We start from the raw sequence: 18,412 nt of genomic DNA, 5'->3' as shown, positions 1-18,412 counted from the left end.
GATATGGCTTTACTATGAAAATCATAAGAATAATGCCCTGTTTGGACATGAAGGATGGAAGAGTGGTCAAAGGTGTTCATTTTACTGACATTCGCGACGCGGGTGATCCGGTGGAGAATGCCCTTTTCTACGAAGAACAGGGGGCCGATGAGCTGGCTATGCTGGACATAGCCGCCACGTTAGAAAACAGAAAAACGCGCCTCCAATGGGTCCGCCAGGTAGCTAAGGTGATCCACATCCCATTAACAGTTGGTGGAGGTATAAGCAGCATTGAGGATATGGAACTGATTCTATCAGAGGGGGCAGCGAGGGTTTCTGTAAACAGCGCAGCCATAGCAAACCCTTCACTCATAGACGAAGCAGCACGGCGCTTCGGCTCAGAGAAAATCACGATCGCCATCGACGCAAGACGGAATGCCCTTATGCCTTCGGGATTTGAACTTGTGGTCGCTGGGGGAACCAGACCTACAGGAAAAGATGCGGTATTATGGGCAAAAGAATGTGTGGATCGTGGTGCGGGAATCATACTACCCACAAGCATGGACGGCGATGGGACGATGAATGGTTACGATATCCCTCTTTTAAAGGCTATTACATCCGTCGTTTCGATACCCGTTGTCGCCTCCGGTGGGGCTGGAAAACTTGAACACTTCTACGAAGCCATTACTGAAGGTCGGGCAGAGATCCTCCTTGCTGCTTCTGTATTCCACTTTCGGTTGTTGAGCATCCCTGAGGTAAAAACCTACTTGAGAGAAAAGGGATTAAATGTAAACTGAGTTCAGAGGGGGTCTTGAGATAAGTAAACTTTTTACCCATGGTTAACTTTATTTCATGTATGATACAGAGTTGATTCGAACGTTCGAAGACATCAACACCCACAAGAGAATCGGGGAACTAATAAGAAAACATTCCACTAATCCCCGCAGTATTCATAGCTACGCCCTAGAAGGGCTAGATCTATCATCGTTCAAAAGAATCATTGATCTCGGCTGTGCCTCAGGAACTTTCACTGAAGCCTTAAAAGATCGGATCCCTCCAGACGCCCAGGTATTGGGGGTGGATATCATACCCTCCTACAAGGAACCTTTCCTGGAAACGTGTGCAAGAGTTGGTGTTAGAGGCGACTTTTACGGAGGTGGGGTAAGCATTTTGGCGTCTCTACCCGAATCCACATTCGACCTTATTCTCTGCTCTTATGCCCTCTATTACTTCCCGGACGCCATTTATCAACTATCTCGTATACTCAATAAAAAGGGGTTACTTGTAGCTATTACCCATTTTCGTAATAACACCTCCGAGCTCGCAGAGGTAATAAAGAAGGTACTCAGAAGAAAAGGTACCTCGTCGCAAAACCAACTGCTACCTTTAGAAGAGGTTATAGGCCGTTTCTGTGCAGAAAATGGTCTTAAATGCCTGAAACCATTTTTTAGAAGAACCACTGTGAAAAACTTCAGAAACAAACTCATCTTCACTGGGGAGGATGCGGAGGAACTGGTGGAGTACATACGGTTCAAAGCACCCTTCTTTATAAGCAACGCAGAACTCGAAGAAACACAGATTTTAAATGAGCTTATAAACTGGGTCCACCTACAAACCCGCAAGAAAAGGATAATAACAATAACTAAGGATGATCGTATTTTCATCTCATCTGAACCCATCTCAAGGTGTCAAAAATGAAAAATAATAAGAGGAAATACTGTACCATCTGCGGGGAAGCGTTAACAAAAAAAGAAGAGGATGGGATAATTAGAGATTATTGTTTGTCCTGTAACAGGTTCTTCTACGATAACCCCCTTCCCGTAGTATCAGCAATCGTAGCGAGGAAAAGGGAGATTCTCCTCGTAAAAAGGGCCCGCCATCCATATCCCAGAAGGTGGTGTTTACCCACCGGCTTCGTTGAGGCAGGAGAGAGCATAGAAGAGGCCACCTTAAGGGAACTCAGGGAAGAAACGGGACTTGAAGGCCATATCTTGGGTATAGTTGACATAAGATCCACAAAAAGTAGCTACTACGGTGATCTTCTCTTCGTCACTTTTGAGGTTGAGGAAACAGGGGGAGAACTCCGTGGGGGTAGTGACACCCTGGAGGCACGCTACTTTCCCATCACAAGACTCCCATCTATACCTTTTTATGCCAACAGGGCAGCGGTGGAACGTTTCAAACGGGAAAAAGAAGAATACTGGGCTATCGTGGAGTCCTTCAAAGATGTCATTAAGGAAAATGAAGTCACTTCCATAGGGAGGAAACTCCTATCTGACAATCTTGTGGAAGTCATAGAGCACAATGCTGAAATTATCTCGAGGAGATGGCTTAAGGACATACTCACTAATCCATCAACGGTTGGCTACAGGAAATTCGACCAGTCCTTCCTTTTTGCCGAAATGGACAGAATACTCTCACAATTCGGGCGCTGGCTTGGTGGATCTTACGGGGATGAGGATGTAAGGAGCTACTTCACCAAATGGGGAAGGGAATGCAGATTCCAAGGAGTGGCTTTGAGCCACGTTCTGAGTGCTCTCAGTCTGGTCAAAAAACATATCTGGGAGTTCGCTCTCTCCCAGGGAATGTGGGAGAAAACCCAGGACATCTATGCCACATTGGAACTGGATAGACGAATCGTTATCTTCTTTGACAAAGCTTCCTACTATACAGCCAGAGGTTACGAACTAAGTGTTGAAGAGAATAGGTGCCAGAAATTTTCCCGTCCATGAACATTCATTTTTGGCAACATCTTCAGGCAAACCTTCGGCTACTATCCAGCCCCCATCATCCCCACCTTCAGGGCCAAGGTCGACTATGTAATCCGCACATTTTATAACATCAAGATTGTGCTCTATAACCACGACGGTATTACCCATATCTACAAGACGCATAAGGACATCCAAAAGACGCTCTACATCAGCGAAATGCAAACCAATCGTGGGTTCATCAAGGATGTAAAGCGTGTTGCTATTCGATCTTTTCCCCAGCTCCCGCGACAATTTTATCCGCTGAGCTTCACCCCCTGAAAGTGTGGTGGCCGACTGTCCCAATTTTATATAACCCAACCCAACATCGGCGAGGAGTTCTAGGCGATTTCGTATAACGGGGATATTCTCAAAAAATTCAAGAGCTTGACTTACCGTCATTTCAAGAATATCGGCAATGTTTTTCTCTCGGTATTTTATCTCCAATGTATCGAGATTGAATCTCTTTCCTTTACAAACATCACATGTAACATAGAGATCAGGTAAAAAATGCATCTCTATGATTATGACACCGTTACCCTCGCAGGCTTCACACCGTCCACCCTTGACGTTAAAACTGAAGCGGCCGGGGAGATAACCTCTGACCTTTGATTCTGGCAACGAAGCGAAAAGCTCCCTGATGGGCGTAAAAACCCCGGTGTAGGTTGCAGGATTTGATCTAGGTGTTCTTCCGATAGGTTGCTGATCTATTAGAATCACCCTCTCTACACCGCCCAGATCAACAATCCGCCTAACTTTGCCGATCCCTCCACGGCGATGGTACAACTTATGAGTGCAAGCACGGTAGAGGGTATCAACAACCATGGTACTCTTTCCCGAACCTGAAACCCCTGTAACCACTGTAAACAAACCAACAGGTATACGTATATCAATGTTTTTCAAATTATGTTCATGGGCCCCTTCTATGATTATCCACCGGGATCCTGGTTTGCGCCGTTTCTCCGGTATAGGAATGACACGTTTTGAAGAAAGGTACTGACCTGTAAGCGACTCATTGTCATTACATATCTCCTCAGGTGTTCCCTGAAACACAACCCTTCCACCGTATTCACCGGCACCCGGTCCCATGTCAATTATCCAATCTGACGAACGGATAACATCGGCATCGTGTTCTACAACGATAACAGTATTTCCTAAATCGCGCAGTCGCTTCAAGGTCCTAATGAGTCTCTGCGTATCCCTCTGATGTAGTCCAACAGTGGGTTCATCAAGCACGTAAAGAACTCCCATGAGCCCTGATCCGATCTGTGTTGCAAGGCGGATGCGCTGATTTTCCCCTCCTGAAAGAGTGGAGGATTGCCTGTCCAGACTAAGATAATCCATACCTACATCCACTAAGAACTGAAGGCGAGATTTTATCTCCTTAAGAATCCTCTCCGAGATAATCCTTTCCTGAGGTGTCAGCGAGAGTTCCTCGAAAAAAGAAACCGCCTCTCTTATGGAAAGACGACAAACATCGTAAATGTTTAATCCGCCGATGGTGACACCGAGACTCTCCTTTCTCAAACGTGATCCTTTGCAAAGTGGACATTCTCTAAAGTTTATGTATCGGGAAAGCTCCGCTCTCACAGCGCTGGAAGTTGTTTCATTGTACCGGCGTTCGAGTGTTTTAATCACACCTTCAAAGGAACGGGTGTAGAAAATCCTCCGACCGTCACGGTCGAAGCGGAAACGAATCTCCTCATCCCCAGATCCGTAAAGGATAACCCTCTGCACATGTTGAGGCAGTTCGGCAAACGGGGTATTTATGTCAAAACCATAGTGTTCAGCGAGAGCATCAAGCATGTTGAAAAAATAGAGGGATGTTTTACCCGCCCAGGGAAGCACAGCTCCTTCTCTGAGCGAAAGACTTGGATCGGGAACAACGAGATTCTCATCGAAAAACATTTTTGTTCCTAAACCACCACACTCAGGACAAGCACCGTAAGGGCTGTTAAAAGAAAAAAGTCGTGGGGCCAAATCCGGCATACTAATTCCACAATCGGGGCAGGCGAAGCGTTCACTAAAAAACATCTCTTCACCACCCTGGACTTCTACTTTAACCAAACCATCAGCGAGCTTCGTCGCCATCTCCAGCGCATCTCTCAATCTCTGGCGCACTCCCTTTCTGATAATCAAACGATCCACCACAACATCAACATCGTGTCTTTTATTCTTATCCAAAACAATATCTTCAGTAAGGTCACGCATCAAACCATCCACTCTGACACGGACAAAACCATCGCGCAGAAACTTTTTGAATTCTTTTTGAAATTCCCCCTTTTTACCCCTTATCACGGGTGAAAGAACATTTATCCTTACCCCCTCAGGCATAGCTAGAATAATCTCCAGCATAGCATCGACTGTCTGGGATTTTATCTCTTTTCCGCACTGGGGACAGTGGGGCTTCCCAATTCTGGCGAAGAGCAGACGTAAATAATCGTAGATCTCTGTTACAGTACCCACCGTTGATCGAGGATTCTGTCCCGCACTTCTCTGCTCAATGGCAATGGCGGGAGAAAGGCCCTCGATAGATTCCACCTCGGGTTTATCCATCTGACCGATAAACTGCCGCGCATAAGCCGAAAGAGATTCCACGTAACGACGCTGCCCCTCGGCGTAGATGGTATCGAATGCAAGGGATGACTTTCCCGAACCGCTTACGCCTGTAATAACCACAAGGCGATCGCGGGGTATATCCAAACTTATCGATTTCAGATTATGCTGAGATGCTCCTCTGATCCTTATGACATTCACAAGCGAATCTCAACGTAAGACTTTTTCCTCAACTCATTCAACCATTTTTCAATTAACTGGTTAGTCTTCATCTCCTCAATCTTTTGAATGATCTCGTTCCTCACCTCTTGAAAAGGTTTTAAACCTGCTCCCCGTTTGTCAATCACTTTTAGGATGTAAAACCCGTGCGAAAGTTCTATCACTCTACTCACCTCATTCACCCGGAGGGAAAAGACCTCTTTTTCCAGCTCAGGAATCATTGTTCCCCTCTCCACAAAACCTATATCTCCTCCGGATGCGGCTAATTCCGGTGAGAGAGCGTACTTGCTCGCAAACACCTCAAATGATTCACCCGCAAGAATCTTCTGGTAAATATCGTAAATCTGCCGTTTTATATCCTCCCTTGTTTCCCCTTCTGCTGGAGCGGGCAAAAAGATCTTCTTTACTCTTACTGCTTCTTTGCCCTCGTAATCCTCCCGATGAACCCGATAATACTCCCCTATTTCCTCTTCGCTAACTACTGCTTTCGCACGTATCTCCCGTCCTATCAGTCGCTGTCGCAATATTTGGTTGTAAATCTCCTTTTTATACCCGTCCAGGGTTTCACCTTCGCGCTCGAGCATCACAACAAATTCCTCAAGAGAAATGTTCTTTCGCTTAAGTGTTTCTCGAATAGCACCCATCACCTCTTCATCTTTTACGGTAATACCCGACTTTTTCGCCTCCTGCTCAATGAGCTTTGTGTTGATCATCTGATTTAGCACGGCCTTTTTCCCCTCATCGACTAACTTTTCCCTCTCTGTACCACGCAAACTTTGATCTATGTTCTTTAGGTACGGCTCAAAAGCAGCGTTCAGCTCCGAAAGTGTAATCACTTCATTGTTCACTATTGCCACAATGCGATCCACTATCACAGCCTTAACATCCTGAGTGGATACAAAAAAAACAAAAATAAGCATCGTTATTATTCCGATTAAGTTTCTCATCCTCTTCACCCCATATCAAACAACTAACCCCTCCTTTTGACGTTGGAACACTTTAGCACGAACATTCACCAATCTTAGCACCGAAAATACCTTCTCGCACACGTTGCGCCCTTCGACATATCCGATAGGAACCGTCAACGCATAATCTGGGCTGAGACGCAATCCTTTCAGCTCATCCCTCGCCAGAGACATCAACCTTTTTGGTTCAATAGGGCTATTTGAGGAAAGAGTAATAGTGAGCTGGTTTCTATTGCACACCAATCTCTTCCCCCCTATCTTCATAAGTTCGTTGCGAATGCGAATCACGTTTAACAGGTTTTCCACCTCCTCCGGTATACACCCGAAGCAATCCAACATTTCCCGCTTTAACTCTTCGATTTCCGCCTCCGATTGTGCCATAGAGATCCTCTTGTACATTGAAAGACGTTGTCTCTCGTCCTCCACGTAATCCGAAGGAATAAAAGCGGATACCCCAATGTGAATCTCGGGCCGGAATTCTTCTTCCGGCTGGGACAAACCCCTCAACTCCTTAAGAGCCTTCTCCATAAGTTCAGTGTATAACTCGTAACCCACAGCCGATACATGCCCAGACTGAGCCAAACCAAGTAGATCTCCAGCACCTCTCAACTCCAAATCACTAGCAGCGATCCTGAATCCAGAACCAGGTTCAGAAAACTCCATTAAAATCTTCAATCTCTTCGCAGCATCTGTGGAAAGAGAAATCCCCTTGGGCACAACGAGGTATGCATAAGCCTCTTCCCTAGACCGTCCCACTCGACCCCTTATCTGGTACAACTGGGAAAGCCCGAAACGATCAGCTCTGTTAACTATTATTGTGTTGGCCGTTGGAATATCCAAACCAGAAGCGATAATTGTGGTACAGACAAGCACATCCCTCTCTCTGTGGATAAACTTCACCATCTCACTCTCGATATCCGCGGGTTTCATTTGCCCATGCACGACGCCTACTTTGGCCTCAGGTACGAGACGCTGCACGTAACGGGCCATTGGTACTATTGATCGGACTCTGTCGTGCAGCAGAAACACCTGCCCGCCTCGGTCGAGCTCCCGTCGAATAGCCTCTCTGATCACGTGATCGTCAAACTCTACAACGTATGTCTTTACGGGCTGACGACCCTCCGGTGCTGTGTTGATCACCGAGAGATCCCTGATTCCTACCAGTGAAAGATGAAGAGTCCTGGGAATGGGTGTGGCCGTTAAGGTCAGAACGTCTACAAGGGTTCTCAACCTCTTAAATTTTTCTTTGTGAGCCACTCCAAAACGCTGTTCTTCATCTATGATAACAAGACCCAAATTACGAAATTGAATATCTTTTTGCAGCAGACGATGAGTTCCAATAACAACATCGACTAATCCCTTTTTTAGATCGTCAATAATTTTTCTCTGTTCAGACTTAGACCTAAGCCTGTTTAGCACCTCAATCCTCACAGGGTAATTCCGGAATCGCTCTTTGAACGTCACGTAATGCTGTTCAGCAAGGACAGTGGTGGGAACAAGTACCGCTACCTGCCGTGCGCTCATAACGGCTCTAAACGCAGCTCTAATTGCCACTTCTGTCTTTCCAAATCCGGCGTCACCACAAACTAGGCGATCCATTGGTTTTGTTGACTCCATGTCTACATAAACATCCTCTATGGCCTTTGCTTGATCGGGTGTTTCCTCATATGGAAAAAGCGCTGCGAACTCCTCATCAAGGCTATCAGGTGAAGCATACGGCTCCCTCTCCAGAGCTTCCCTTGCAGCATATATAGTCACCAACTCTTCAGCGACTTCTCTAATAGACCTCTTAACACGTTCCTTCACGCTTTCCCAATTGCTACCCCCGAGGCGGTCCACACGTGGCACATGACCATCCGGACCTATATACCTCTGAATGGCCTCCAATCGGTCCACGGGGATAAACAACTTATCACCCTCCGCATATTCAATGAGGAGAAAATCGTTTTCTATTTCTTCAACCTTTATTCTCTTCAGCCCCCTGAAGATACCAATACCATGATCTCTGTGAACAACATAATCTCCCTCTTTCAACTCCGAAAAAGATCTTAGGAAAAAAGCCTCTCGAGGAGATCTATAAATCCTCCGTCTCCTCAACTTTCTACCAAAGACATCATCCTCATAGATGAAAACAAGGCCCATGTCCTTGATTATGGTGCTTCGGTTTATTTGTCCCTCACAGATCTCCACCAAACCCCTTCTCCCCACCCCACAAAGATTTGCTACAAAGCGGTTATCCCTCTTCATCTCCTGAGGGGAAAGACCATAATTCTTCAACAGATGAATCGACCGTTGTACCGAGTCAGCACCACCACATACAAAAATCACCCGCATTCCCATCTCCAACCACATTTTTATCTTTTCTATGAGATGGACTAGCGGTCCACCTTCCACATTTGTTGAAGCCTTGTTTAACCCAAGCTCAGTTGAGCAAGAGAAAACGGGGTTTCCTTCCGTCTCCGTACCTATTACCAAACTCTCTAGATACAAACGCGAAAATGAGGTGAGCTCCACTTCTATTTTTCTGTCACTTAAAAAGAGCGCCTCCCAATCTAGGAAAAACCTCTCTTCCGTTTGGGCACTTTCACGTTGCCGTTCCCATTCGTCCTTAAGCTTCTCCAGGTTTCTCTTAATCATCCACGGATCGTCCACGACAAGAATGGTACCTGGGGGCAGATATGAAAAAAGGTCCCCCATTTCATCGGGGTCTCTATAAAACAGGGGATGGTACATAGGATTAATTTCAAAAAAAGAGGTAGCAAGTCTTTCCATCAATGAATCACGTATACGCTTTTGGACACCCAGAATCTCCGACCTTCTGCGAAAGTTGTGGATGGCAATTTCTTTACTATTATCCGAAAAAACCATTTCTTTCGCGGGAATAAGCACAACCCCTTCTTTTTCCTCCACAGATCTCTGTGTCACCGGGTCAAAAACCCTCATTGATTCAATCTCATCTCCAACGAATTCCAGTCTAATTCCATTTTCTGACCCAGGTAGCTGGAAATCTACAACGTACCCTCTGACGCTAAACTCACCTTCTGAAGAAACGAGGGTATTTCTTGTGTATCCACCAGCCATGAGCGTTTTCACTAATTCATCTCTTTCGATGATATCTCCAAGCGAGAGTTTTCTTCGGTATAACTCAAAAACTCGACGGGGCAATGTTCTCTGTATCAACGCCTGCATAGAGGTGACAACTATCCGAGAACTACCTTCCAATAGGGAATTGAGAACAAAAATTCTTTTGATCTCACTTTGGCGATCGTACAGGAAAGGATCGCTTGAGATTAGATCCAGGGAAGGAAATAAAAAAACGGATTCCCCTGGTAAAAAGAACTTTAGATCCATGCACATTAACTGAGCATCTTTTTCCGTGGGACATACCACTAAAATTCTCTCTTCAAGCTCACGGACGAGAAATGAAACAAGAAACGCCTTTCCTACTCCCGCTATCTCACCGATATGGAGTTCCCTTTCCCCTGATCGCAGACGCTCCAGTATCTCTTCGATTGCCATAAAGTCCCTATAACAATGGATGAGTTTCACATGAAATGCGAATAATTACCTAACTGATAACATTCTGTCCAGTGCCCACCTCGCCTTCTCCGCGATCTCCTCAGAAATGCTAATCACTGGACTAACCTCGTTAAGGGCCCTGTACACATCCCAAAGGGTAGTGTACTTCATTTCTGGACAGATAAAGTCTTCAAGAGGTGATATGAATACCTTTTCAGGATATCGCTTCCTTAACTCTGTGAAAATACCGCATTCAGTGCCAACTATGATTTCCCTTTTTTCAGTCTCACCTGCAAAGCTTATTATACCCGCTGTACTACCAATAAAATCGGCAAGGTCCAGCACTTCTGAATCACACTCTGGATGAGCGGCAAATACCGCCCGAGGATACATTTTTCGAACCTTGATTACATCCTCCACACGGAGGCGTTTGTGCACAGGACAGTACCCCGGCCAGGGGATGATATTCTTCTCAGGAAAAAATCGGGCACAGTAGCGGGCAAGATTGCCATCGGGTAATATAACAACCTTGCGCACATCTTCAAGCGATGAGACGACCTTTAAAATATTAGCTGACGTACAGCATATGTCACTTTTGGCCTTGACGGCTGCCGTAGAATTCACGTACGCAACGAAAACCGCATCGGGATATTCTAGTCTGGCCCGTTCTAAATCTTCTGAAGTAGCCATATCCGCAAGAGGACAGCCGGCATCGATCCTGGGCAATACGACAGTCTTTTCAGGGGATAGTATCGCCGCACTCTCAGCCATGAAGTGAACACCTGCAAACACAATAATTTTCGCTTTAGTGCGTGCTGCCTGAATACTCAAAGCCAGAGAATCACCAACAAAATCAGCTATCTCCTGAACCTCAGGTCTTTGATAGTAATGGGCTAGGAGAATTCCGTCTTTCTCAGCAAGCATTCTTCTTATCTTGACTTTCAGTTCTACTTCATGCATGACGGGAACTACTATAACATTATTATTGGCTATTCAAGGACAAAATACACCATGATAACTGTAAGAGAAGCCCAAGAGAGAATACTTGCAACTTTCGAGCTTCTCCCCACCGAAAAGGTAGGGATTCTAGATGCCCTGGGGCGGGTTCTTGCGGAAGACATATGGGCAAAACGAAACATACCCCCGCGCAACAATTCCGCTATGGATGGTTACGCTGTCCGTTTCGAGGATACAAAAGGAGCTTCCAAAAAAAATCCCGTTATTCTGGACATTGTTGAGGAAATTCCTGCAGGAACCTTTCCGAAGAAGAAAATCCATCCCGGCCAAGCGGCATGTGTTATGACAGGCGCCCCTCTTCCGGAGGGTGCAAACGCAGTGGTAAGAGTAGAAGACACACGAAGAGAGGGGAGGAAAATTTTCATATTCACCGAGGTGAACCCCAACACTGACGTCCGATATGCCGGTGAGGATGTTAAAGAAGGGGAACTTGTCCTTCCTAGAGGAACAGTGATCCGTCCACCGGAGGTGGGAATGTTAGCCGCGTTGGGCAGAGCTTTTGTAGAAGTACACCAAAGACCGGTAGTTGCCATTCTAGCAACGGGAGATGAGATCATCGACATCGACGAAGGAGAAAGTCCTTGGAAAACTATAAGTAGTAACACTTACAGTACCATGGCTCAGGTGAAGGAGTGTGGTGCGATCCCTGTAAACCTTGGGATTGCAAAAGACAGAAGGGAAGACCTGATCGAAAAACTCAAGGCGGGTCTACGAGCCGATATAATTATCACTTCAGGGGGGGTTTCTGTCGGGGAGTACGATTTGGTCAAACACGTGATGGGAGACATGGGAACAGTGCAATTTTGGCAGATAGCGATGCGCCCTGGCAAACCCCTCGCCTTTGGTACGATTTCCGAAACGCCCATATTCGGTTTGCCTGGAAATCCCGTTTCGTCCATGGTGACGTTCGAACAGTTCGTCAGACCTTCCTTACTCAAAATGATGGGTTTCAGAAAACTTTTTCGTCCCGTAATAAGGGCAATTACCACCGAGAACATTAAAAAAAAGAAGGGTTTCAGGTACTTTCTAAGAGGCGTAGTGGAAAAAAAGGAAAAGGAATTTTACGTTACCACCACAGGTGCTCAAGGATCGGGCATTCTTAAATCCATGGTAAAAGCAAATGCTCTAATCGTTTTGCCTGAAGAAAGGGAAAGCATTCTTAGCGGTGAAGAGGTAGAGGTGCAACTTCTGGAGAACATTATTGATAGGGACTCACAAATGGGTTAAGTTATGCCTAAAATCTTTCACGACCCGAAGGATGATCTTGTAATCGGAAAACTCACAGCAAGTTTTTTTGGTTTAAAACTTGATGTCTACATTTACTACGTTGAGGGAACTCTAATCGACACAGGTCCTTCAAATCTCTCCCGGGATATAAAAAAATTCCTCACCACATTTAGACCTAATCAGGTCATAATAACGCATCTTCATGAAGATCACTGTGGGCTGGGATACTGGATAAACGATGTTTACCCAGAAGTCCCCATCTACGTTAGTCCTCTAAGAATTGAGGAAACAGAGATCGAAAGTCCCCTTCCACTTTACAGGCGTCTATTCTGGGGAAGGAGACTACCTTTTAAAGCTCTTGCCCACCCGGAGTTTTTGGAAACTAAGAGTCACCGCCTCCATGTGATACATGTAGGCGGTCACAGTTACGACCATGTTGTAATTCACGAACCATGCAGGGGATGGCTATTCGTTGGCGATCTTTTTCTCACCACAAAACCCATTTCGATATTTCATGAAGAAAATGCAGCTGATATGATAAAAGCTCTGGAAAAGATACTCTCACTTGACTTTACTCACCTTTTCTGCTCTCACAGAGGTCCTTACACTAAAGGTCGGGAATTAATCCAAAAGAAAAAAGAGTACCTTGAGGATTTGCAGGTTAAAGTCCAAGATCTTAAACGGAAAGGATTTACGATAGAAGAAATAGATCGCATTTTATTTCCCCAAAAGACCCTCGCTACATACATTTCGAGAGGTGAATGGTCCTCTCTCAATGTGATAAAAACCCTCTGAGCAACAACACTCACTTGCTCCCTATTATCTCTCTGACAAAATTTGGTAATACAAATGCAGCTCTGTGTATATCCGCATTGTAGTATTTAAGGACAAGCCCATCCCTCTCAAAACGATCTTTCCGAAAATCTTCAATTGGATCATACCGGTCAGAAGAGAAGGCAAAAGACCACAATCCCGATGGATAGGTGGACACATTGGCAAGATACATCATGGTTCTGGGGAAAACGGCCCTCAAACGGCTGAATATAACCGGCACGTGTGCTTTTAGATTCACATCATATGGACTTTCTGTCTGAGACACAAAGACCCCTTCATCATTCAGTATCCGGCGACATAATTCAAAGAACTCCTGCGAAAAAAGTCTCTCCGCCGGTCCAACCGGATCGGATCCGTCCACCAGTATTACATCATACAGATTACGGGCACATTTTACATACTCATAGCCATCCATTATACAGATGGTGACCTTAGGATGATCAAAGGCAGATGCGAGACCTGGGAGAAACTCTCTGGTTATTTTTATCACTTCCTCATCTATCTCCACGAGATCCACCTTTTCAACCGTCTCATGTTTAACAACCTCTCTCAACGTTCCTCCATCACCTCCACCGATAATCAGGACATATTTCGGGTTGGGATGTACATAGAGAGGTACGTGAGCCAACATTTCATGATAGGCAAACTCATCGTACTCACAACTCATAACCAATCCATCAATAACGAGTAGACGTCCCAATTCAGGTGTCTCGTAAACGGCTATCTTCTGAAACTTACTCTCCACAAGGCAAAGTGTTCTTTTTACTTTAAACAAAGGACCAAAACTCCTTATATCACTTTCAGTAAACCAGAGATGCATGGCTCAGTATTCTCCTTCGTTCGAGGAATTGTGAAATATTCGAAAAAATCCCGATTATCACAAATTAACATAAGGGACAAGAGCTGGTCTGACAAAGTACGTAGAGACCGCAGACGACAATTTATTGCTTATTAACTGGACACCTAAAATCTTTCACATACACCTGCAACCCGATTTGAGACATCGGTTTATCGGACAGCATTTACAGCTCTCAAAATCACACAAATGCATATGACATACAACCGTTCCAGGAACGATTCAAACATCATAAGTCCCAGAGAGAAATGCCATATATAAAAAGGGAAAAAACCAAAAACCTCAAAGGGGTATAAAATTTTTATTGCAAATAAAAATTAAGGCTCTAAACGGTAAGGAATAGAGGTGGTTTCACCTAAAGACCTTTCTAAACATTCGACTCTTTTATTTTCCTTAGCAACCGGTTACGATGGTTCACCGTTTCCTGAAATATCTCGTTCAGCAAATTCTGATACCCAACGTTTCTCGTCTTAAAAAGCTCCGTATAACGGAATTCCAGAAGGGAAGACTCCAGATCATTGGCAATATTCAAAACCTTAACAAAATCATAAACTCCTTTTCGAACACTTTCAGTATGTTTTCTTACCCCAGAAATCACCGTATTAATCGCCACCTCATTAAAGAGACGGCCTATCTCAAACTGGTCGGGATTCTCCCTCAAAATCTCTACGAGCTGTCTGAGTATCTTCGCATGCCTCCTTTCCTCTTCACCCATTTCCCTCCAGAACATCCCCTCATTTGACCATTTTAAGGCACATTCATCGTAAAGTTCCGCTATAGCCTCTTCTAACTTAGCCATGGTCTCCAGGAGCAACCCCAATCTTCTCGCCTCATTAGCATTCATAAATCATCCCCATGGAAAACACGATCACCAACCTTTAACGCATCATCTCTATGTACCTTTCAATGATAGTGGCAATTCTTTGGGCATTCCTTCTGCTGTTTTCAAGAATTGTCTCCAATGACAGAGCCTCTTCAACAATACCGTGAGCGTAGTTATCCACGGAGCAGAGTGAAGCATATTCTATCTCCATCTCCCTCGCGATAATCGCTTCGGAAGCCATAGTCATTCCCACAACATCGGCTATATTTGCCATCATTGCTATTTCTGCCTTTGTCTCCAGTCTTGGCCCCGGTGTCTGCCAGTAAACACCTTTGGAAACCACCTCAATGCCACAGAGGTTCGCCGCCTTAAGACACTTCTCCCTCACTCTCTCACTCAAAACTGGAAGGATATGTAATGGAGCATCCGTAGCTATGGTTGGTCCCGGGTAAAGCATAACAAAATCGTGGGGCACAACAACAGAGCCAGGTGTAATATCCAATTTGAGAGAACCAACGGAGTTCAAACCCACCACTTCAGTAACACCAAGCGATTTAAGGGCCGCCAGATTCGCTGGGTGATTTATCCTATGAGGCAGGACATAGACACGACCTGACTCTTCGACATGGCGTGCCACTATTGCTACATCTGCCGAGAACCATACAGGAGTAATTCCATAGGGGGTTTCAATTACCCTTCGTTCAAATTCCCGTGCGATTCTATCTTGCCAGAGGGCAATGGTACCAGATATGATTCCCAAGCGTCTCATAGTGTTTTCAAACGTTGCCTTTAAAAGAATCCATACCAGATTTTCAATGTAGAGAAAAGAAGATTGACAAGGTTGAGGCGATGTGAGAAAAAATTTTCAATATTAGCCTTTTTTAGGAGGAGAAAATGAAAGGGGAAACCCCTCTCGTAGTGACTGATCAGAGTTTCGATAGAGAGATACTCAAAGCCGATAAACCGGCGCTTGTTGACTTCTGGGCTCCGTGGTGCGGTCCATGCAGAATGCTTGCACCCACCATTGAACAAATCGCTCAGGAATACGGTGATCGCATCATAGTCTCCAAATTGAATGTGGACGAAAATCCAGTTACTACGTCGAAATACGGTATCCGGAGCATCCCTACCCTTATCCTTTTTAAAGATGGGGCCCCCGTTGACGGAGTGATTGGTGTGGTACCCAAAGACAAGATCGAGGCGATGATAAAAAAGGTACTTTAAAACTGAGGCCACATTTGAGGAACCATAGAAAAATAATCTCTGCAACTCTAATGGTGTCTCTGCTCCTCACCTTTACAGGGTGTGCCTGGTGGAAAGATCTCTGGGGCAGGAGAAAGATGGCCAGGGGAACACCTGAAGCGCTATACGCGGCGGGTGTGGAAGCTTACAAAGATGGCAGGTACAAAAGAGCTATTGAGCACTTCACTAGACTCAAAGAACAGTTCCCCATCCATCATCTTGCTATCATGGCAGAGATAGGCATAGGAGACGCGTACTTCAGTGAAGGTAACTACGCAGAAGCAGAGCTGGCATACACGGATTTTCTCAATCTTCACCCTACTAACGAACATGTACCTTACGTAATATACCAGCTAGGTATGTGTCATTACAAACAGATGATGTCCATAGATAGGGATCAAACATCGACTATAAGGGCAGTTAAGGAATTCGAAAAGCTAATTACTAGATATCCACAGAGTAAATTCGCCCCTTTAGCTGAGCAGAAATTGCAGGAATGCCGAAGGAGATTAGCGGAACACGAGTTCTATGTCGGCGAATTTTACTTCAAACAGAAGAAATACCGTGCCGCGATTAAACGATTTGAGTACATCGAGAAGAACTACCCCAATCTAGGTCTGGATTACAAAACCAAAACTTACCTGAAGGAAGCAAGGGAACGCCTCGCCAAAGAGGAAGCCAAGACTGATAAAAGGGAAATCGAAAAACAACAAAACGAAGCAAAAAAAGAACAAATAAAGGAATCTCTACTCGATAGAGCCGCGGAAGACCAGAGGTTAAAACTACCGGAAGACGGAAGAGGAAGGCATACACCGTGATTAATAAAGTAATCACAAAATTATAACTCAACCCATCCCTTCAAACGGGTAAGTACAAGCTCTTCGCATCTTTCTATGGACTGTGATGTATCAACTCTAATGTGAAGCGATGACGGAAATTCTCGAACTGGTTCAAAATCCTTTTTCTGCGCTTCGAAGATCTCCCAGCGTCCATCTGAAGCATCAGAAGAGGTCCTCATCCGAGATTCCAATCTCGACTTTACCGTCTCTTCCGGACACAAACATTCCACAACGAAACACTTTACACCCATAGTTTCCGCTGCTTTTGAAACCTTTTTCCTCTCCTCTGCCCTCTTATATGAAGCGTCGATAATTACCGACTTACCTCTCGACAACGTGGATAGAGCCCGCTCAAGGGCACGGGCATAAACTCGTTTAGAGATGTCTTCTGTGTATAACCCCTCTCCAAAGGGATCCAGACGGTGTTCTGTTAACGGAATAGAAAACATCTCCTTCCTCAAAACATCGCTTCTTATTACTTCCGCACCGATCCTCTTCCCTATTCTTTCGGCTAGTACGCTTTTTCCCGTTCCCATCAATCCCGCCATTACGACAAGCACGGGAACATCCATGCGAGCCGCATAGGTATACGCGAGATCAAAATACCTCTGGGCCACCTCAAGATCTCTTTCCTTCTCCCGGTCATCCACGTGAGGATCGTCTAGCTTGAAGCTTACCACCTTGCCACGAACGTATGCATAGTAGCACTTGTAGAAATCCAGCAGAGTGTTAAGCTCTCCATCACCACTTGCATTTACGTACGCCTTCACAAACCGATCACCAAACGAGGGATAACCGTTATAATCTAAATCCATCGCAAGAAAGGCCACGTCAGCAACAACATCCGCGCAGCGAAAACGCTCATTGAACTCTATGCAATCAAATATAACAACCTCCTCGTCGGCCACTATAATGTGCTCCAAATGGAGATCTCCATGTCCCTCCCTGATGCGACCATCCCTAACCCTTTTCTCAAAAAGTTCCTTTTTTTCTTCCATGAATGAGTAAGCGTAACATTTTATAAAACGGAAAGTGATTGAAGGTATGGTTATATCTCGATATTTCTCAGTCTGGTAGAAATTCTCTTCGTGATTCCTTCGAATCGTATCCAAGCTTCCATAAACATTTACCTGCTCTCCCGTCGCTGCATCCCTGTGAAAAGACGCGAGCTTTTCCGCTATAACATCCATCACAGAGGGATCAAAATCCTCACGGTTCAAAAGCTTCTTCAGCATTCTCTCCTCAGGAAGACGCCTCATGCGCAACGCATACTCCACCACCTGCCCCGCACCGCTCAGACTAAGTGAACCCCCTTGTTCGGTCACAGGTACCACATCGAGATACACAGAAGGGGCCAATCGCCTGTTCAATCGCAACTCCTCCTCACAGAAGAAACGTCTCTTCTCCAAAGTGGTGAAATCAAGAAAACCAAAATCCACTGGCTTTTTTACCTTATAAACCTCATCACCCGCGAGAAATATGAAAGAGATATGGGTCTGAACTACATCAACACTCTCCGGGTTGTGAGGATAAAACGCTGGGTTACTCATCGCGGTAATTATCCTGTCCAAGATTTACACCTCCAAATA

General features: G+C 45.2%; 15 protein-coding genes. 7 read left to right on the top strand and 8 right to left on the bottom strand.

The window, feature by feature from the left end; all coding sequences use genetic code 11:
• Window positions 1–14 precede the first annotated feature (14 nt).
• From hisF to N2317_01905, 3 genes are read left to right on the top strand one after another with little or no spacing between them, the layout of a single operon-like run.
• Window positions 15–776, top strand: a complete 762-nt coding sequence (gene hisF / locus N2317_01915) for an imidazole glycerol phosphate synthase subunit HisF (GenBank protein MCX7816254.1) — start codon at window positions 15–17, stop codon at window positions 774–776.
• Between the two features lie 55 nt (window positions 777–831).
• Complete coding sequence (locus N2317_01910) at window positions 832–1,677, top strand: class I SAM-dependent methyltransferase (protein MCX7816253.1); 846 nt, start codon at window positions 832–834, stop codon at window positions 1,675–1,677.
• The gene (locus N2317_01905) at window positions 1,674–2,711 is read left to right on the top strand and encodes an NUDIX hydrolase (protein MCX7816252.1); all 1,038 of its coding nucleotides are present in this window, start codon (window positions 1,674–1,676) and stop codon (window positions 2,709–2,711) included. The genes N2317_01910 and N2317_01905 overlap by 4 nt, the downstream gene beginning before the upstream one ends.
• Here N2317_01905 and uvrA read toward each other — a convergent pair.
• From uvrA to nadA, 4 genes are read right to left on the bottom strand one after another with little or no spacing between them, the layout of a single operon-like run.
• A complete protein-coding gene (uvrA, locus tag N2317_01900; GenBank protein MCX7816251.1) occupies window positions 2,667–5,483 on the bottom strand; it encodes an excinuclease ABC subunit UvrA in 2,817 nt (938 codons plus the stop codon). The two genes, N2317_01905 and uvrA, sit on opposite strands and share 45 nt — an antisense overlap.
• On the bottom strand, window positions 5,480–6,448 hold the full coding sequence (locus tag N2317_01895; GenBank protein MCX7816250.1) for a SurA N-terminal domain-containing protein: 969 nt from the start codon (window positions 6,446–6,448) through the stop codon (window positions 5,480–5,482). The genes uvrA and N2317_01895 overlap by 4 nt, the downstream gene beginning before the upstream one ends.
• Before the next feature lie 15 nt (window positions 6,449–6,463).
• Window positions 6,464–9,985, bottom strand: a complete 3,522-nt coding sequence (gene mfd, locus N2317_01890; GenBank protein MCX7816249.1) for a transcription-repair coupling factor — start codon at window positions 9,983–9,985, stop codon at window positions 6,464–6,466.
• A 45-nt stretch (window positions 9,986–10,030) separates the two neighbouring features.
• A complete protein-coding gene (gene nadA, locus N2317_01885; protein ID MCX7816248.1) occupies window positions 10,031–10,945 on the bottom strand; it encodes a quinolinate synthase NadA in 915 nt (304 codons plus the stop codon).
• Window positions 10,946–10,996: 51 nt separating this feature from the next.
• Here nadA and N2317_01880 point away from each other — a divergent pair, with 51 nt between their 5' ends.
• A complete protein-coding gene (locus tag N2317_01880) occupies window positions 10,997–12,229 on the top strand; it encodes a molybdopterin molybdotransferase MoeA (protein MCX7816247.1) in 1,233 nt (410 codons plus the stop codon).
• 3 nt (window positions 12,230–12,232) lie between these two features.
• Complete coding sequence (locus tag N2317_01875; GenBank protein MCX7816246.1) at window positions 12,233–13,024, top strand: MBL fold metallo-hydrolase; 792 nt, start codon at window positions 12,233–12,235, stop codon at window positions 13,022–13,024.
• A 10-nt stretch (window positions 13,025–13,034) separates the two neighbouring features.
• On the opposite strand, the gene speE is transcribed toward N2317_01875, so the two are convergent.
• The 3 genes from speE to N2317_01860 form a co-directional block, all read right to left on the bottom strand.
• The gene (gene speE, locus N2317_01870) at window positions 13,035–13,883 is read right to left on the bottom strand and encodes a polyamine aminopropyltransferase (protein ID MCX7816245.1); all 849 of its coding nucleotides are present in this window, start codon (window positions 13,881–13,883) and stop codon (window positions 13,035–13,037) included.
• Between the two features lie 403 nt (window positions 13,884–14,286).
• Window positions 14,287–14,763: a hypothetical protein gene (locus N2317_01865; protein ID MCX7816244.1), complete on the bottom strand. Its 477-nt coding sequence runs from the start codon at window positions 14,761–14,763 to the stop codon at window positions 14,287–14,289.
• Window positions 14,764–14,797: 34 nt separating this feature from the next.
• Entirely contained in the window at window positions 14,798–15,511 is a 714-nt protein-coding gene (locus N2317_01860; GenBank protein MCX7816243.1) for an MTAP family purine nucleoside phosphorylase, read from the bottom strand.
• 125 nt (window positions 15,512–15,636) lie between these two features.
• Here N2317_01860 and trxA point away from each other — a divergent pair, with 125 nt between their 5' ends.
• Together trxA and N2317_01850 are read left to right on the top strand one after the other, a co-directional pair.
• Window positions 15,637–15,966 carry a thioredoxin gene (trxA, locus tag N2317_01855; protein MCX7816242.1) on the top strand — a complete coding sequence of 110 codons (330 nt, stop codon included), beginning with the start codon at window positions 15,637–15,639 and terminating at the stop codon, window positions 15,964–15,966.
• 50 nt (window positions 15,967–16,016) lie between these two features.
• On the top strand, window positions 16,017–16,802 hold the full coding sequence (locus N2317_01850) for an outer membrane protein assembly factor BamD (protein MCX7816241.1): 786 nt from the start codon (window positions 16,017–16,019) through the stop codon (window positions 16,800–16,802).
• Between the two features lie 20 nt (window positions 16,803–16,822).
• Here the strand turns inward: N2317_01850 and N2317_01845 are convergent, their stop codons facing one another.
• Window positions 16,823–18,394, bottom strand: coding sequence for an AAA family ATPase (locus N2317_01845; protein MCX7816240.1), 1,572 nt, complete (start codon window positions 18,392–18,394; stop codon window positions 16,823–16,825).
• Window positions 18,395–18,412 lie beyond the last annotated feature (18 nt).

This window comes from Syntrophales bacterium, assembly GCA_026417625.1.
GTDB lineage: Bacteria > Desulfobacterota > Syntrophia > Syntrophales > UBA8958 > JAOACW01.
Note: the sequence above shows the minus strand (reverse complement) of the source record. Positions and strands in the feature narration are given on the sequence as shown.

Excerpts from the sequence above, each read along its gene's own strand:
- hisF (MCX7816254.1), top strand. The coding sequence starts at position 15 with ATGAAAATCATAAGAATAATGCCCTGTTTGGACATGAAGGATGGAAGA.
- N2317_01910 (MCX7816253.1), top strand. The coding sequence starts at position 832 with ATGTATGATACAGAGTTGATTCGAACGTTCGAAGACATCAACACCCAC.
- N2317_01905 (MCX7816252.1), top strand. The coding sequence starts at position 1,674 with ATGAAAAATAATAAGAGGAAATACTGTACCATCTGCGGGGAAGCGTTA.
- N2317_01895 (MCX7816250.1), bottom strand. The coding sequence starts at position 6,448 with ATGAGAAACTTAATCGGAATAATAACGATGCTTATTTTTGTTTTTTTT.
- mfd (MCX7816249.1), bottom strand. The coding sequence starts at position 9,985 with ATGGCAATCGAAGAGATACTGGAGCGTCTGCGATCAGGGGAAAGGGAA.
- nadA (MCX7816248.1), bottom strand. The coding sequence starts at position 10,945 with ATGCATGAAGTAGAACTGAAAGTCAAGATAAGAAGAATGCTTGCTGAG.
- N2317_01880 (MCX7816247.1), top strand. The coding sequence starts at position 10,997 with ATGATAACTGTAAGAGAAGCCCAAGAGAGAATACTTGCAACTTTCGAG.
- N2317_01875 (MCX7816246.1), top strand. The coding sequence starts at position 12,233 with ATGCCTAAAATCTTTCACGACCCGAAGGATGATCTTGTAATCGGAAAA.
- speE (MCX7816245.1), bottom strand. The coding sequence starts at position 13,883 with ATGCATCTCTGGTTTACTGAAAGTGATATAAGGAGTTTTGGTCCTTTG.
- N2317_01865 (MCX7816244.1), bottom strand. The coding sequence starts at position 14,763 with ATGAATGCTAATGAGGCGAGAAGATTGGGGTTGCTCCTGGAGACCATG.
- N2317_01860 (MCX7816243.1), bottom strand. The coding sequence starts at position 15,511 with ATGAGACGCTTGGGAATCATATCTGGTACCATTGCCCTCTGGCAAGAT.
- trxA (MCX7816242.1), top strand. The coding sequence starts at position 15,637 with ATGAAAGGGGAAACCCCTCTCGTAGTGACTGATCAGAGTTTCGATAGA.
- N2317_01850 (MCX7816241.1), top strand. The coding sequence starts at position 16,017 with ATGGTGTCTCTGCTCCTCACCTTTACAGGGTGTGCCTGGTGGAAAGAT.